Raw genomic sequence first — 15,396 nt, 5'->3', positions numbered from 1 at the left:
CCCGGTGGGAGAATGAATTTGACGATTTAAAGCAACCAGTATTCAGGCAGTTCAAGGCAGCAAGGAGTTTCCGATGACCATTCAAGCCGAAGATCCTCTCCGCATCCAGTATCACGAAGATCCGCCGCATGGCGCACGCATTAAGGTGATTGGTGTCGGCGGCGGCGGCAACAACGCGGTCAATCGCATGATCGCAGCCGGGGTGGAGGGCGTTGAGTTCATCACTGCCAATACCGATGTGCAGGCGCTGAAGGCGTCGAACGCGCCTATCAAGCTGCAGCTTGGGGTGAAGCTGACGAGTGGACTGGGCGCGGGTGCGAACCCGGATGTGGGTCGGCGGGCCGCGCTTGAGGACTCCGAAAAGATCATCGAGGCGCTTGAGGGTGCCGACATGGTCTTCGTGACGGCCGGACTTGGTGGAGGCACGGGTACGGGAGCGGCGCCGGTGATCGCGTCGCTGGCGAGCGAGATGGGAGCGCTGACCGTTGCAGTCGTAACGCGCCCGTTTGGATTTGAGGGCAAGCGCCGCATGATGCAGGCGGAGCGAGGCCTGCAGGAGCTGCTCGAGGCGGTCGACACGCTGATCGTAATCCCGAACGAGAAGCTGCTGGCCGTGGCGAAGGACGCGGGATTCTTTGAGAGCTTTCAGATCGCGGACGATGTGCTGCGCCAGGCGGTGCAGGGGATCTCGGACATCATTACGATCCCCGGTGTGATCAACCGCGACTTTGCCGACGTGAAGACGACGATGGCGGGCATGGGCTACGCGGTGATGGGAACGGCGGCGCGTTCGGGCGAGACTCGGGCGAAGGACGCTGCTGCGGCCGCGATGGCTTCTCCGCTGCTTGAAGCGGGAGCGATCGATGGGGCGCGGGGCATCCTGATCAATGTGACTGGATCGAGCTCGCTGAAGCTGAGCGAGGTCAATGAGGCCTCCACGATCATCCAGAGTGCGGCGCACGAGGACGCGAACATCATCTTTGGCGCGGTGCTCGACGAGCGGCTGGGCGACGAGGTGAAGATTACCGTGATCGCGACTGGCTTCCGCGAGATGCCGCATGCGAGACCGGCTGCGCCGGTAGCCGCTGCAGAGCCAGTGATTGCCGCGGCCGTGGCTCCCAGAGTCCCTGTCGTTCCGCAGCCGGTTCCGGTGGCGGAGGTTCCCGCGCCTGTGATTCCGGTGGCTCCCCCGGTTGCGATTGCACCGGTTGCAGAGCCAGCGCCCGTAGTTGAGGAACAGCGGTTCTTCCGGCCGGAGCGCCGCGAGCGCATGCTGGCGGACGCTTCGCTGCCGACGATTCGGCATGAGGACGTTCCGGTACAGCCACGGGCTGGCGGTTCCGGAATCTCGAGCGTGCGCGCGGCGGCTGACCGTTTTGCCGCGGAGCATGCGGCCTTGGCTGCCCCGGCAGCTGTTCCTGCTCCTGCGATTGCGACTCCTGCTCCGCCAGCGGCACCTGCTGTGTCCGCAGCCCCGGCCACGCCTCCCGCACCTGCTATGGCTGCTCCAGTTGCGCCCCCGATACCGACTTTCTCCGTGAAGTCCTTCGCCGTGCAGACTCCAGCTCCGGAACCGATTCCCGCGCCAATCCCCGAAGCAGTAGAGCCGGTGGTCGCCGCTCCGCCTGTTTTCGCTCCGGAAACCGTCACCTCGGAGGCCGAGGAGCCCGACTTTCGCGTCTCCGTAGTTTCGGCGGCGATGGCCGAGACGCATCGCTCGGCACCGCAGGTCTTTGCCTCAGCTCCCCAGTTGGGACTGGCCCCGCCGCCCGAGCCAGTGCCCCCGGTTCAGCCCATCGCGGCCCAAGCTCCTGTGGCCCAGACTCCCGTGGCGCAGGTGCCAAGAGAGCCGGTAGCCGCTTCCTCGTTGACCACCTCGGCCGCCGAGGTGGCGCCCCAGCCACGAGTCGTGACGGCCCCGGTTGCGCCGGAGCCCGAGCTTCGGGCCGTTCCGGCTTCCATCTTCGACGACGAGTTCTTTCGCGTGCCGGTTCCAGCCCCGGCTCCAACTCGTCAGGAGGAGCGGCCGGAGCCGTCGAAGTCCAGCTCCTTCTTTCTGAACACTCCGGCGTTTCGAACCTCTACTCCGCCATCTCCACGTCAGAGTGAGGCTCCTGGCGGCTATGAAGCTGGCGCAGGCTATGAACGGCCAGCTCCTCCCCCTGCTCCACGGCCGGCTGAGCGGCTGATCGAACGCCATATTGAGCCTGAGATTGAGGCTCCAGTTGCGACCGAACGGCCAAGACAAGAGGCCCCGGCACGCAGTTCCTTCTTCTTTGGAAGGAAGGCTGCCCCGGTAGAGGCGGTGGAGACGGTTGACGCGGATGAGCTTGATATCCCGGCGTTTCTGCGGCGCGGACGTTGACCCGCGAGGTGTCTGTGAGTCGAACGAGAGAGAGTGTGTGTTGCAAGGCGGGCGGTACCTGAAACGATATCCCCCGGAAGATGAATGTCCTTCTGGGACTGGGAGAACGTAAGATTAAAGTGTGATCACTCCCTGCAAGGTCCGGGTGGCATCCACCGTGCAGACATGGCGTCTGATGTCAAAAGAGGAGTCCATCTTGGTTAAGTCTTCCCGGCTTGTTTTCTTTGGTCTTTTTGTACTTGCCCTGGCAATCGGAAGTGAAACCGCCTTCGCGAAGGTGGTTCACCACGCCCATAAGGCTGTGAAGGCGAAGGCATCGAGCCATGTGGTCACGAAGACCTCCCATCGGGTGGCTCACTCCTCAACTACTACGAAGGCTGCAACGGCCAAGGTCGCGGTGGCACGTTCGGGGCGTCGCGGCGTAGCGAAGGCCAAACTCGCCGTGGGGCGCACGCGGTACACCGAGCGGTTCACGGGTAACTCCTTTGCCGACATCGACAACCTGACGCTGGGCGACGTGACCCAGGGTGAAGATCCCGTGGTCCGGGCGGCGGCGATTGAAGCGCTGGGCAACATGAACGGAACGGCTTTGGCGATCGATCCCTCGAGCGGGCGGATTCTGGCGATGGTGAACCAGAAGCTGGCGCTCTCGCCGGGTGCGGAACCCTGTTCGACGATCAAGCTTTCTGTCGCCCTCGCGGCTCTTGAAGAGGGAATTGTGACCCGGGACACGCCGGTGAATCTGGGCGGCCACTACCACCTGACCCTCACCGAGGCGCTGGCGCACTCGAACAATCTTTATTTTGAAACACTTGGCCGCTCGCTCGGATTTGAGCGCGTAAAGCACTACGCGAATCAGTTCGGCCTGGGCGAGCTTGCCGGGTACAACATTCAGGGCGAGCAGCTCGGTACCTATCCTGACCACGAACTCCCTGCCTCGGCGGGCGGCGTGGGGCGGATGTGCAGCTTTGGCGAGAGCGTCTCAATGACCCCGCTTCAACTTGGGGCGATGGTGGCGGCCATTGCGAACGGTGGCACGCTCTACTACCTGCAGCATCCGCAGACGCCGGACGACATTGCGAACTTCAATCCCAAGGTGAAACGGATTCTCGATATCGCTCCTCTGCTCCCGGACATGCACGTTGGAATGGCGGCGGCGGTGCAGTATGGGACGGCGCGGTCGCTGAAGGCGAACTTTACGGCGTTTCCAGTGATGGGGAAGACTGGGACGTGCTCGAACAACGGCGTTCGGTACGGCTGGTTCGGTTCGTTCGCGGACACCCCGACCGGACGTATTGTGACGGTGATCTTCTTAGAAGGTGGACGCCCAACCTTCGGCCCGAAGGCGGCTGAGCTAACGGGTCAGTTCTACCGTGGGCTATGGGAACGGGCGTACTTCCAGCCCAAGGTACAGCCGGCCACGGACACGACGACCGGCACCCGGTAGAGTCTTACCGCTTCGCGCCCTCACTTCGGAGCCGCAGGTCGCGATTCGCGGGAATGAGCCACCTATTGCGGCGGTGCGGCTGGGGGAGCTGGAGTGCCGGCAGGTGCTGTGGCTGGTGCAATGGTTCTGGTCGGCGTGTCTTTACCGTGTTCCGGATCGTACTCGTGTTTGGTCATCCATTCCCGGAAGGTTTCCGCGGGTTCCGTCGATAGATTGCCGTCGTGGCTTACATAGACAAAGTCCTTTACCAGTACCTTCAGCCTGCAAGTGTTATAGCTGGTCTTGCCAAAATCCGGCTGCAGGATGACGAGCTCCTGCCCAGGCTTCTTCCACTTTGCAGGGAAGGTCTCGTAGCCGGAAGATGTCTGTAATTTCTTGTCGCATTCAAACTGGAAGTCCAGTCCTTTCGGCTCTCCACCCTCAAAGAGATTGGCACGGCCTTCGCCCTTGGCCTCTTCGGCCTGGCGGTTGTGGTAGAAGGTGGTCTCGTTTCTGCGATAGATGTGGATGCGCAGGGGATAGTCCGCGGGATTGTGGCTCTCCGCCTGAAGTGCGGGTGTAATCGATCCAATTAAGGCGCAGATCGCAAACAAGATAGAGCGTCGCATCGAGTCTCCTGACGGAAGTCAAAGATGTGTGCCGGAGTTGTAGACGGCTCACTGCAGTTTGGAGTTCCAGCGTGGCGTGGAAATCTTCGATTTCGCTGGTGTTTAAGCGTGGATGCGTGAAGACGATCCTTTCCCGTACTCTTACATCCAAGAGAGTATGGCAAAAGTGAAGATTCTTACCGCCGCCAACATGGCTGAGACCGACCGGCGAACGATGGCCTATTACGCCATTCCTATGAGCGCTCTGATGGGGAACGCGGGCGCAGCCGTTGCCCAGTTCATTGAACGAAGATATCCCGGGGCGAAGCGTCTGCTCTTCCTCTGCGGTAAGGGCAACAACGGCGGCGACGGAATTGTTGCGGCAAAGGTTCTTGCGGCGACGGGTGATCGTGAGATCACGGTTGCGATTCTGGGCGAGGTCTCCGACTTGAAAGAGACGCCCGCGACGGAGTTACGAGCGCTGCAGAGGGCGGCTCCGCAAGTGACGGTTATCGGAATGAAAGAAGGCTCGCTCCCGGAGTTCGAGAGCTTCGACCTGATCGTGGACGCGATCGTCGGGACGGGATTCAAGCCGCCTTTGAGTGGATTGGGGGCCTTAGTCCGCGATCGCGTTGCTTCGCTGCGGACGCCGGTCGTGGCGGTGGATCTTCCTTCCGGCTGGGACGCGGACTCGGCGGAGCAGCAGTCACCTAATGCGTTTCGGGCGGATGCGGTGGTGACGTTTACCGCGCCGAAGCTCGCGCATGTCTTCGGTGCGCTAACGCGAGGGAACGTCTTCGGGCCGGTCGTCGTTGCGGAGATTGGATCGCCGGATGCGGTGATTTCCAGCTCGGGCGATCTGCACTGGGGCGGAGCTTCCAAGACGGTTGCGCAGACGCCCAGAGACGTCAACTCGAACAAGGGCAAGTTCGGGCATGTCCTTCTCATCGGAGGGTCGTATGGGACGGCGGGCGCGCCTTCGATGTCTTCCCTGGCTGCGATGCGGACGGGAGCGGGCTTGGTGACGGCAGCGGTGCCGGAGAGCATTGTGAATCTTGTCGCACAGATTGCTCCGGAGCTGATGATCGCGCCGCTGACCCAAGGCACCGAAGGCGCGGTGGATCTCAGGAATCTGGACCGGCTGGACTCGCTGATGAAGAAGATCTCGGTAGTGGCTGTTGGGCCGGGGTTATCGACCAAGGGCGACGCTTCGGAGTTTGCGCGGCAGCTTGTGGCGAAGACGACGGTGCCGATTGTGATTGACGCAGATGCTTTGAACGCCTTCGATGTGTCGCGCACTCATCTCCTTGATGGCGTTGGCCGCACCATCGTGCTGACGCCGCATCCGGGCGAGTTCTCTCGCCTGACCGGGCTGACGGTGAAAGAGGTCGAGGCTGATCGGATCAACCTCGCCCGTAACTTTGCCACGAAGCATCATGTCACGCTGGTGCTGAAGGGATGGCGGACGCTGATCGCGCATCCGGATGGCAGCATCGCGGTGAACACGACGGGGAATCCATCGATGGCGAAGGGTGGCAGCGGCGACATTCTTACAGGCATCGTCGCCGCGATGCTGGCGCAGTTTCCGGGCAGTGTTGCCGAGGCTGTCGAAGCAGCGGTGTATTTGCATGGGCTTGCTGGCGACTTCGCCGCCCATGCGATGGATGAGCACACGGTGTTGGCGACGGACACGGTCGCGCACCTTTCCGACGCATTCCGCTACCGGACGCGCGATACGGACGGATTTACCTGGATTACGGGACTGAACAAGAGATGATTGACGCAAAGCACGAGAGACGGTTCAAGACGCGGTCCGTGAATGGGACCATGGCCATTGCCGAGCGGGTGGCGGAGATCCTGATGCCGACGCCTCGGCTGGTGATTCTGCGTGGAGAGATGGGCGCGGGGAAGACGACGCTGGTGAAGGGGATTGCCGCGGCGCTGGGAGCGGCCGATCCTGCGGAGGTCACCAGCCCCACGTTCACGCTGGTGCATGAATACAAGGGCGCGAAGGTGAAGATCTATCACCTCGATCTCTACCGTCTGGAGACGGAGAGAGAGTTGGCGACGTTGGGCATTGAAGAGATGATCGCCGAACCAGATGCTCTGGTGTTGGTGGAATGGGGTGAGAAGTTTCCCAGCGTGGTGGCGATGGCGAATGGCGAGGTGGCAATGGAGAATTTGGGTGGGGACGAGCGGCTGATGGTGATCGGCGTCAAGTAACTAAAGACTCGCTACGCGCGGGGCGGTCACTTCGTGACTTGTATTGGGCTTCGCATGGCCCTCCCGTTGGTCGGGATCAAATCTCATCTTGCGACCAGCGGGAGCAGCACGCGAAGCGGTATACGCGTCACGAAGTGACCGCCGCCCGCGCAGGGCGCTTTAGGCAGCTTTTGCCGTAGTTCCCCGCCCAACGTATCGATAGATCGCGCACTCCTCATCGCCCGTCGAGCCGTAGTCGCGCTGCTGCGCGATGGCTTCGAGATCGGCGGCGTGGTCTTCCGCTGACATTGCGACCTTCCCGAACCAGAGGCGTGTGAATGCTGGGTTGCGATCGAAGACGGAGGCACACTCGGCGTTGACGTAGAGGATGTCGAGTTCGCCGGGACGATGCGCGAACTGGCTCTCGATGCGCGCCAGCAGTTTCTTCATCAGCGGCGCTTCAAAGGGATGGAACATGAAGGCGATGCAGGGTGTGCGCGGGAAGTCGAACTCGAGCGCGTCCTGCTCGACCAGGCGGACGGGCGCGTGCGGTGATGCGGTTGGATCGGCGGCGTGGGTGGCGATCCAGTGGTCGACGTTGCGCTGCGCGATGTCGGCCATGGAGGGGTTGAGCTCGATGCCGATGACCTGGCGGAAGGGAAGCTCGCTGGCGACGAGGATGGCGCGGCCCTTGCCTGCTCCGATGTCGATGAAGCTGTAGCGCTCGATAGGGTGAGCGGGAGCTGTGTCGAGCCAGAGGTCGACGAGGCTACGCAGGATCGACGGCGCGACGCCGTAGTAGGCGGTCACGTGCTTGTCGCTGCTGTGGCCGGTGACGAGATCGCCCGCGGGGATGAGGCCGCTGGTCTCGACGCCGTGTATGGCGTCGAAGGGGTGGATAGGCTCAGGCGCGTTCTTTCGCTTCGCCACTAGACAGCCCTCAAGATTCAATTCCCAGCAGCTTGCGACCTTCAGGGGAGATGCGGGCGGGACTCCATGCGGGGTCCCAGACGAGGTCTACCGAGGTCTGGCTGACCGTCTCGAAGGCGCTGAGGCGGCCTTCGATCTGGGCGATGATCTGGGTGTGTGCGGGGCAGCCCTTGGAAGTAAGAGTCAGGCCGATGTGAACCTTGTTGCGCTGCGGAACGCCGGGGATGCCCGCGCCGGGCGCGTCGGGATCAGGCGCGACAACGACGCTGTAGACGAGGCCAAGATCGACGATGTTGCAGGGAACCTCGGGATCGTAGCAGTCGCGGAGAGCGTCGCGGATAGAGTCTTCTGTGATCTGCGGAGTCATCGTTGCTTAGTTGGTTCTTTCGACAAGATACTGCGCGATTGCCTTGAGGCCGTCGGCGGCTGCGCCGAAGGGTTCGAGCTCGGCGAAGGCATCGGCGATGAGAGTCTTTGCGTCTTCGTTCGATCGCTCGATGCCGTAGACGGCGGGCCATGTGGCTTTGACGGTCGCCGTATCCTTTCCGGCGGTCTTGCCCAGTTGGGCCGAGTCCTGGGTCATGTCGAGGACGTCATCGACGATCTGGAAGGCGAGGCCGGCCTTCTCGCCGAAGGAGCGAAGGCGGGCGATGGTGTCTGAAGAGGCGGTCGATTCGGTTGAAGCAGAACCCGCGCCGTAGAGACCTCCAGCGACGATGCTGACCGCGATCAAGGCCCCGGTCTTGGCGCGGTGGATGGCTTCGACGAGTTCTGCCGTCGGGGTGTGTCCTTCGCCTTCGATGTCCATGACCTGGCCGCCAATCATGCCGGGGGGAAGGACGGTCTGGATGTCGCCGACCGTGCCCACGCCGGTGGAGACGGCGGCAGCGATCTCGCGCAGGATTGCGACCGTGGTTGCGGGGGGCGTGCGGAGGTTGCCGATGGTCTGGAAGGCGAGCGTCTGCAGAGCGTCGCCTGCGAGGATGGCCGTGGCTTCACCGAAGGCTACGTGGCAGGTGGGCTGGCCGCGGCGAAGAACATCGTCGTCGAGCGCGGGCAGGTCATCGTGGATGAGCGAGTAGGTGTGCAGCATCTCCAGCGCAGCGCCGAGTTCGGCGACGCCTTCGGGCATGGTGCCTGCAGGCGCGGGACTTGCGTGGGTCGCGACCATGCGGGCGGCTTCCATGCAGAGGATGGGGCGTAGACGCTTGCCACCGGCGAAGACGCTGTGGCGCATCGCGCGATGGATGGAGTGGGGAAGGACGTCCGTACCAGGCAGAAGATGTTCCAGGGCGGCGTCGGTGGAGGCGGCACCGGAACGTAAAAGAGATTGAACAATCGAATTCATCAATCTTCGATGATACGCGAGGGGCTAGAGACTCGGCTCGGAGGTGGAATCGCGTCCACCGCGCACGGCAATCAATATCGCAGCGCAGAGTGCTAGAAGCGTGATGCCGTCACCGAGTTTTCGGTCGAGGGTCATTGCATAGGAGATTGAAATATCGGATCTGCCCGCTTTGAGTGGGACAGCGATGAGGCCGTCGGCGCGGTCGACTCGTGCTGTGGTGGCGATCCCATTGATGCGGATGAGCCATGCGGGAAACGCGCGCAGGTTCAAGACGACTACGGTGTCCTGGGGCGATGTGACGGCGAAGTTCATCGGCGATGTGCCCGGTCGCTCTCCTCTGGGTGACGCGGCACCATTGCCGTCGGCGGTGAGCCAGAAGGGAGGGTCAACTTGGCCGAGGGCTTCGTTGTCGGCGTTGGTTGGCGTGTACTCATCGGTGGGGTCGGTGCCCATGTGGGTGCGAAAGACCGCGAGGCGAGCGGCGACGTTATCTTCGTCATCGCAGAATTGATTGAAGGTTCTCGCAGCAGGCCAGATGATGCACGGAAGCACGATGACGGCGATGACGCTGAGCCACAAGCTTCGAACGTTGATCCGTCTTAGTAGCAGTGAGAGGCTGGAGCAGAGGATTGCGGCGAGGACTGCCGTAAGCCGCCAGGGAAATTGGAGGAAGGTCATCTCAGGTGCGATGTGCCAGATGATCGCGCTGGCTGGCGTCAGCAGAATTCCGATGAGGATGCCGAGGATGCCGAGAGAGATCGCATAGCGGCGTGTTTGCTCGGAAACATTCGATCCTTTGGGGCGAACGAGCAGTGGGGCAAGGATGACAAACGCTGCGGCGAGGATGGCTACGGCGATGAGCGAGGCGGTGTGCAGGACTTCATCGTGCAGAGGGTCCGCGGTGTGGTGGAAGAGGAAGTTGTCTTCGATCCTCATGCCTTCGATGGTCGCCATGGCGATCTGCACCCAGCGGCGTTCGTAGGCTGCGGGAAGGATGTAGAAGGCCGCGAGGCCGAGGCCCAGAGCGAGTCCAGTGAAGATTCGCAGCGCGAGAGCGATGGTAGCTTTGAGTCGCGATTCGCTGCGGCCGTCGATCCATTGCCCGAGAAGGCGCAGGGCCGCAAGGACGGCGAGCGAGTAGCAGCCCATCACTGCGGCGGGAGCGTTTGTCAGCCACAGCAGCGCGACGGGGATAGCGATGCGAAGCGGCGTGATGCGATCGCGCAGGATGGCGGCAAGCAGTAAAGGTATCCATGCGGCGGCGAGCAGTTCGGCGTAAGCCGTGCGCTCGTACGCGGTGAAGAGCATGTAGGGATTCGCAAGATAGACCAGCGAGGCGATGAGGGCTGCGTGCTCGCTGACTTTGAGTGTTCGCGCGAGGGAGTACATGGCGAAGCCGGATGCAGCGAGGGCGATCCAGGTATATGCGATGGGCGCTGTCGACCAGCGCACCAGGCCGAGCATCGCGCCGAGCGTCCAGGAGATGGGAGGGTAGAAGACGAAGCGCGGTTCACCAGCGTTCCATGCGGGAGAGAAGGCCCATGAGGGGTGCAGGTTGCCAGCCTTGAACTGCGCTGCGGCTTCCATCCAACTGACGAGATGGAAGTCGAAGTCGTGGCCGCAGGAGCAGCCGTGAAGGATGAGAGGAAGGACGGCGAGGAACGCTGCGGTGGGGACCAGGTAGAAGGCGAGTGGAATCGGGCCGCGGCGCATGAGTCACAGGGTATCGTATGCGGGGTGGGATGTAAGAAACCATTCTCCATCTACTCTTTACGACCGCCCAAGAAACACGTCATCTCGACCGGAGCGCAGCGGAGTGGAGAGACCCCCGCATTGGCTGTTGTGGTTGCCTGTTTCGCCTCGTTGAGGCCACGGGATTACCGCAGATGCCTACAGGAATGACAACAAAAGTAAGGACGAAAAAGACAACAGCAAATGCCAATGCGGGGGTCTCTCCACTGCGCCGTGCGGTAAGGCTGCACGGCTCCGGTCGAGATGACGATTCAATGGGGATGGGTTCTCTCCACTGCGCCTGCAAGAGCGCGGGCTTTGGTCGAGATGACGTTTCATTTGGAGTGGTGGCTTTTCAGATGCAGACCATCGGACGCCAAGGTTGCGGTGGCAGTTCGACTTGGATGGTGTCGCCGGGTTGGACAACACCGCCCGCGATCACAATGCCCATGATGCCGGCCTTCATGCGGGGCTTGCTGCCGCGGTTGTGCTCGATCACCGCATGCATCAGGCCAGGGCGGAGATCGTTCATCTGTATGCAGGGATTGCGAAGACCGGTGATTTCGACGACCGCGCTTGCGCCGATCTTGAGCAAAGTGCTGGTGGGAAGGCTGAGCAGGTCTAGGCCAGAGGTGGTGACATTTTCACCCATATCGCCGGGGGCGATGGCGATTCCCTTCGCGGCGAGTTCGGTGAAGAGCTCTGCGTGCAGGAGGTGGACCTGGCAGAGGTTGGGTCGTGTCGGGTCTTTCCTTACGTGGTAGCGATGCTTTACCAGAACGCCGCAGTGCGCGTCCCCTTCAACACCAAGTCCAGCCAGGAGGGTGATCCGGTCCGCAGTCTTCTTGCTGAAGGTGTGTTTGCCGTTGAGGCTGACTGAGACTACCTTGGACATCGCTGGCTCCATTCCCACCCATCCCGACGATAAGGCTGTCGGTATGGATGGGGCACCCGGTCTTACGGAGTTAGAGTGAGGGTGTGCGCCGTCGCTGAGGTTGTGGCCGCTTGCGAGAACGGCATGGGCAAGGTAGTGCCGTGGTACCAGAAGGGCCATTGGTCCATGAACCATGGGCTCTCGGGGTTGGGAGATTCGCCGAGCACGACGTTCAGGGTGGATTGATCGAGGTCGCCAAAGTCGACGGTGAGTCGTTCTGACGGGCCGAACTTGCGGCCTACCTGCTTGACCGTGGAGCCGTCGCCGCTTTGGGGTTGAACTCCAGTGCCGACGGGCATGCCCAGGATCAGGCGAAGCGCGGGAGACTGCGAGAGGATGGGGTGTTCGATATCGACTGGGCGGACGTTGCCGTAGTGCCACTTCTCTAGGTCGGAGGGTGCCTTTTCGTCGGCCAGCCCTTTCTCAACGGCGGCGGTGAGCAGCGCGTTCCAGTCCGCGTCCTTTGCCGGGAGCCATCGTGCGGGTTGGTGGACGATGATCTGCTCCTCGGCGTAGAGCTTCTCGCCCCAGCCGTAGAGATTGACCGGGTTGTCTTTCTCCGTGCTTGAGGCTTGAGCTTCCGATACACCGAGCTTTGGTCCAAGCACGAGCGGCCAGAAGGCGCGGCGAGCGGCATCGGTGATGGCGGCGGCTGAGCTATCGATGGCGACGGTGCCGTCCCAGATGCGAAGGATATCGGCAGCCTTGTGCAGGCGCTTCGCTTTGGCGGCGTCATGGGTTGAGTCTACGTTTGCGTGGTCAATGGCGTATGCGAGGCGTTGGGCGACGACCTTGTCGAAGTCGGAGTAGACGTCGGTCTGCAGGGCGAGCATGTCGGCTGGCTTGAGGCCCGACTTTGCTTGGAGGACCTTCCAGATGCGCTCGTTGCGATACGGTTCGGCCCAGTCGAGGGTAATGGGGAATGGATACCCGTCGGGCGTGACGCGCGAGTTTGCCGTGGCGACAATGCCACCGGGTGGATCGTAGGACTGCGGCATGGACTCGAAGGGGATGTAGCCGACCCATTCGCCGAGGGGATCGCGTCCATCGGTGGGAACGGGACTCAATTGCGTTGGCGTGGTCATGGAACCGCGCACTGGGACGCGGCCGATGGCGTGGTAGCCGATATGGCCCTGATCGTCGGCATACTGCAGATTCTGCGCGGGGCCGCCGAAGAGCGAGGCGGCGGCGCAGAGGCTCTTCCAGTCGCTGGCCGAGTTGATGGCGAAGAAGGGCGACGAGACGTTAGCAGGGTCATAGAGCGTCCAGCGCAGGGCGACTTTGCGCTTCTCGTGCGGATAGATGAGCGATAGGATCGGCGTGGCCATGTTGCCGTGCAGGGTCAAGGTCACGTCGAGATCGATGTCCTTGCCACCCTTCACCTTGATGACTTCGGACTGGTGCAGCAGAGGATGCCAGCTTCCGTCGGTGGTCTGGAACTCCGCGTTCGAACCTCTACCGCGAGTCTGTTCGACATAGAGGTCCTGCACCTTCGCGCCGAGGTTGGTGAATCCCCAGGCGACGTGCTGGTTGTGGCCGACGATGACGAACGGCGTTCCGGGCAGCGTCACGCCGGAGACGTGAAAGCTGCCGGACTCCAGACTGGCCATGTACCAGATGCCGGGAACATTATGCGAGAGGTGCATGTCGCTGGAGAGCAGCGGCTTGCCGGATGCGGTCTTCGCGCCGGAGACGGCCCACCCGTTCGAGCCTGAGACGCAGCCTTCGCAGGCGTAGCGGGCAGAGACCTGGGCGAGCGTGGCCTTAGCGTGTTGAAGTTCCCGGAGGCGGTCTTCGAAGTTCAGACGGCTTTGCGACTCGTCGAGCGGAACCTGTTCGATCTCGGGCTGCGGGGCGGTGAGATCAACGGCGGGCTGGCCGACGGGATGGTCGCGCCAGGAGCCCACGGGATAGAGGTCGGCGAGGAGGTCGGGCGAGAGCTTTGCGGATAGCGCTTCGCGGTCGAGTTCGTCAGGGAAGGTGGTGGTTAGGTCCTGGAACATCGCGATACCGACGAGCAGGGAGTCGCGCGGCGTCCAGGGTTCAGGCGTATAGCGGAGGATCTTGAATTCGATTGGGAGGTGATCGTTCTGTGCGGCGATGGAGGCATTGACGCCAGCGGCGTAGACGTCGAGCCAGTGTTTCTGGTCGGCGGGAAGGATGGCGAGGGCGCGGTCGGCGGCGGCTCGCAGTTGCAGGGTGCGCTGCATGGTGTCGTGCTCGACGAGACCGCTGCCGAGGATCTCGGCGAGGGTTCCGGCGGCGTGGCGGCGCAGCGCGTCCATCTGCCAGAGGCGGTCGCTGGCGGTGATGTAGGCCTGGGCGAAGACGAGGTCTTCCATCGAGGCTGCGGTGATGTGGGGGACACCGTGGGCGTCGCGTGCGACGGTGACGGGCGCGGAGAGGCCCGTGACCGTGAGCGTGCCGTCGAGCTGCGGGAGGCTGTCGTGCAGCGAGGCCCGCATCCAGTGGCGCGCGTAGAAGAAGCCGCAGATGGACGCGATCACGAGGAGGAAGAGAAGGAAGGCAAAGCCCGCGAGCCAGAGCTTTGCGCGGCGGGGCTTGCGTGGCGAGATTCTGTTGGAGGCTGGAAGTTCTTGAGCGCGTGAGTTGGAGTCCATGGGCTTAGCCAAAGTCTATATGGCGGTCGTGAGAATTGGATAAGCAAGGGCGAAATGCGGGGGGCTCTCCACTGCGCATCGCGATACTACCGCGATGCTTCGGTCGAGATGACGGGTCGTTTGGCAGTTTGTTATGCGCTGGACTGCCTTTGCGGGAGGGTGAGCAACACGATGAGGGTCACGGCTGCCAGAACCGGCAGGACGAAGATGCTCCCCTCCGGGCCGGTCGCGCCACCGCTCATCAGCACTTTTCCTGCTGGATGTGTTGCGAGCAGGTGCCCTTGGACCATTGTTCCGCTATCGGCTACGCCGAAGAGGAATGACTGTGCCCAGTCCCACGAGGCGTGGAATCCGAGCGCCCACCAGAGCGAACCCGTCCGCCAAAGTGAGAGACAGAAGACGAGACCGATGAGTCCTGCGGAGAGCAGGCCGATGGGCGATTCGCCTGGATTGTTGCTATGGCCCGCGCCGAAGAGAAATGAGAGGAACAGAGCGGTCGTCCAGAACCCGAGTGCGCGGCTGCGATTGGCTCCAAGACTGGAGTCGAAGAAGGCGCTGATGGTGTGGGCGAGGGTGAACTGGAGATAGCCGCGCATGGTGTACTCCTCCGTGAGGCTGACGAGCGCGAAGCCTACGATCCAGATCGCCGCCTGTTTCGGTATCTCACCGCCAGTGAGGAGGCGCCCGTCGAAGACCAGCCATCCTGCCTTCCAGAGGAACGCGAGGAACAGAGAGAGCGAGGTTGCTCCCCAGGCGAAGCCGGCCAGGAGAAGAGTGATTCGACGCGCTCCTCCAAGGCCGTAGCTGCCGATCGGACGGTCTTCAATGGCGGACATGGTCCAAGATGCGACGACGACTGCCAGCAGCAGAGGGCCATCGTTCACCAGGAGCGTGAGCAGCGTCGAAGGCCTTCCGGCAGTGGCGCGAAGTGCCCGATAGACTGCAGGCGCGGAGATGAGCATCGAGCCGGAGAAGAGATAGACGCAGTAGGCAATCGCGAGGAAGAGAAGCAGGCACCATGCGGGCCGGAGACCGTCGGGGCCGAGGAAGAGGCCGAATGGGTCGGGCGAGGAACTCGAAAAACCCCTTGCTGCAGAATCTCCACCAGTCTGGAGAGTCGATTGGGGAGGCTGATGCGATGATTCTTCGTTCAAAGTCTTCTATTCCTTATGATGGAGTCTATACGCAGGTGCTCGCACCCTCGTTCCGTCGATCTGGGTGCGTCTGCGAG

At 62.4% G+C, this 15,396-nt stretch carries 12 protein-coding genes; 4 read left to right on the top strand and 8 right to left on the bottom strand.

The annotated features are described in order from the left end of the window. Positions 1-73 precede the first annotated feature (73 nt). Both ftsZ and OHL18_RS17960 read left to right on the top strand, forming a co-directional pair. The gene (gene ftsZ / locus OHL18_RS23345) at positions 74-2,365 is read left to right on the top strand and encodes a cell division protein FtsZ (protein ID WP_396274790.1); all 2,292 of its coding nucleotides are present in this window, start codon (positions 74-76) and stop codon (positions 2,363-2,365) included. A gap of 196 nt (positions 2,366-2,561) precedes the next feature. Continuing rightward, a complete protein-coding gene (locus OHL18_RS17960) occupies positions 2,562-3,812 on the top strand; it encodes a penicillin-binding transpeptidase domain-containing protein (protein WP_263376251.1) in 1,251 nt (416 codons plus the stop codon). Between the two features lie 62 nt (positions 3,813-3,874). On the opposite strand, the gene OHL18_RS17955 is transcribed toward OHL18_RS17960, so the two are convergent. Next, positions 3,875-4,420, bottom strand: coding sequence for a hypothetical protein (locus OHL18_RS17955; RefSeq protein ID WP_263376250.1), 546 nt, complete (start codon positions 4,418-4,420; stop codon positions 3,875-3,877). A gap of 157 nt (positions 4,421-4,577) precedes the next feature. On the opposite strand from OHL18_RS17955, the gene OHL18_RS17950 reads away from it, so the two are divergent. After that, on the top strand, positions 4,578-6,176 hold the full coding sequence (locus tag OHL18_RS17950) for an NAD(P)H-hydrate dehydratase (RefSeq protein ID WP_263376249.1): 1,599 nt from the start codon (positions 4,578-4,580) through the stop codon (positions 6,174-6,176). Beyond that, the gene (tsaE, locus tag OHL18_RS17945) at positions 6,173-6,622 is read left to right on the top strand and encodes a tRNA (adenosine(37)-N6)-threonylcarbamoyltransferase complex ATPase subunit type 1 TsaE (protein WP_263376248.1); all 450 of its coding nucleotides are present in this window, start codon (positions 6,173-6,175) and stop codon (positions 6,620-6,622) included. Before OHL18_RS17950 ends, tsaE begins: the two co-directional genes overlap by 4 nt. Before the next feature lie 159 nt (positions 6,623-6,781). Here tsaE and OHL18_RS17940 read toward each other — a convergent pair whose 3' ends face one another. The 7 genes from OHL18_RS17940 to OHL18_RS17910 all read right to left on the bottom strand — a co-directional run bounded on the left by OHL18_RS17940 (position 6,782) and on the right by OHL18_RS17910 (position 15,319). After that, a complete protein-coding gene (locus OHL18_RS17940; protein WP_263376247.1) occupies positions 6,782-7,531 on the bottom strand; it encodes a class I SAM-dependent methyltransferase in 750 nt (249 codons plus the stop codon). Between the two features lie 10 nt (positions 7,532-7,541). After that, complete coding sequence (locus OHL18_RS17935; protein ID WP_263376246.1) at positions 7,542-7,898, bottom strand: metal-sulfur cluster assembly factor; 357 nt, start codon at positions 7,896-7,898, stop codon at positions 7,542-7,544. 6 nt (positions 7,899-7,904) lie between these two features. Then, positions 7,905-8,879 (bottom strand): polyprenyl synthetase family protein, encoded by a 975-nt coding sequence (locus OHL18_RS17930; RefSeq protein ID WP_263376245.1) that lies wholly within the window; start codon positions 8,877-8,879, stop codon positions 7,905-7,907. 24 nt (positions 8,880-8,903) lie between these two features. Beyond that, complete coding sequence (locus OHL18_RS17925) at positions 8,904-10,592, bottom strand: hypothetical protein (protein ID WP_263376244.1); 1,689 nt, start codon at positions 10,590-10,592, stop codon at positions 8,904-8,906. A gap of 373 nt (positions 10,593-10,965) precedes the next feature. Continuing rightward, positions 10,966-11,505: an MOSC domain-containing protein gene (locus OHL18_RS17920; protein WP_263376243.1), complete on the bottom strand. Its 540-nt coding sequence runs from the start codon at positions 11,503-11,505 to the stop codon at positions 10,966-10,968. 62 nt (positions 11,506-11,567) lie between these two features. After that, entirely contained in the window at positions 11,568-14,165 is a 2,598-nt protein-coding gene (locus tag OHL18_RS17915; protein ID WP_263376242.1) for a penicillin acylase family protein, read from the bottom strand. Between the two features lie 131 nt (positions 14,166-14,296). Next, complete coding sequence (locus OHL18_RS17910; protein ID WP_263376241.1) at positions 14,297-15,319, bottom strand: CPBP family intramembrane glutamic endopeptidase; 1,023 nt, start codon at positions 15,317-15,319, stop codon at positions 14,297-14,299. Positions 15,320-15,396 lie beyond the last annotated feature (77 nt).

The organism is Granulicella aggregans (assembly GCF_025685565.1).
GTDB classification, from domain to species: Bacteria; Acidobacteriota; Terriglobia; order Terriglobales; family Acidobacteriaceae; genus Edaphobacter; species Edaphobacter aggregans_B.
The sequence above is the reverse complement of the archived record's forward strand: the minus strand, read 5'-3'. Positions and strand labels throughout refer to the sequence as shown.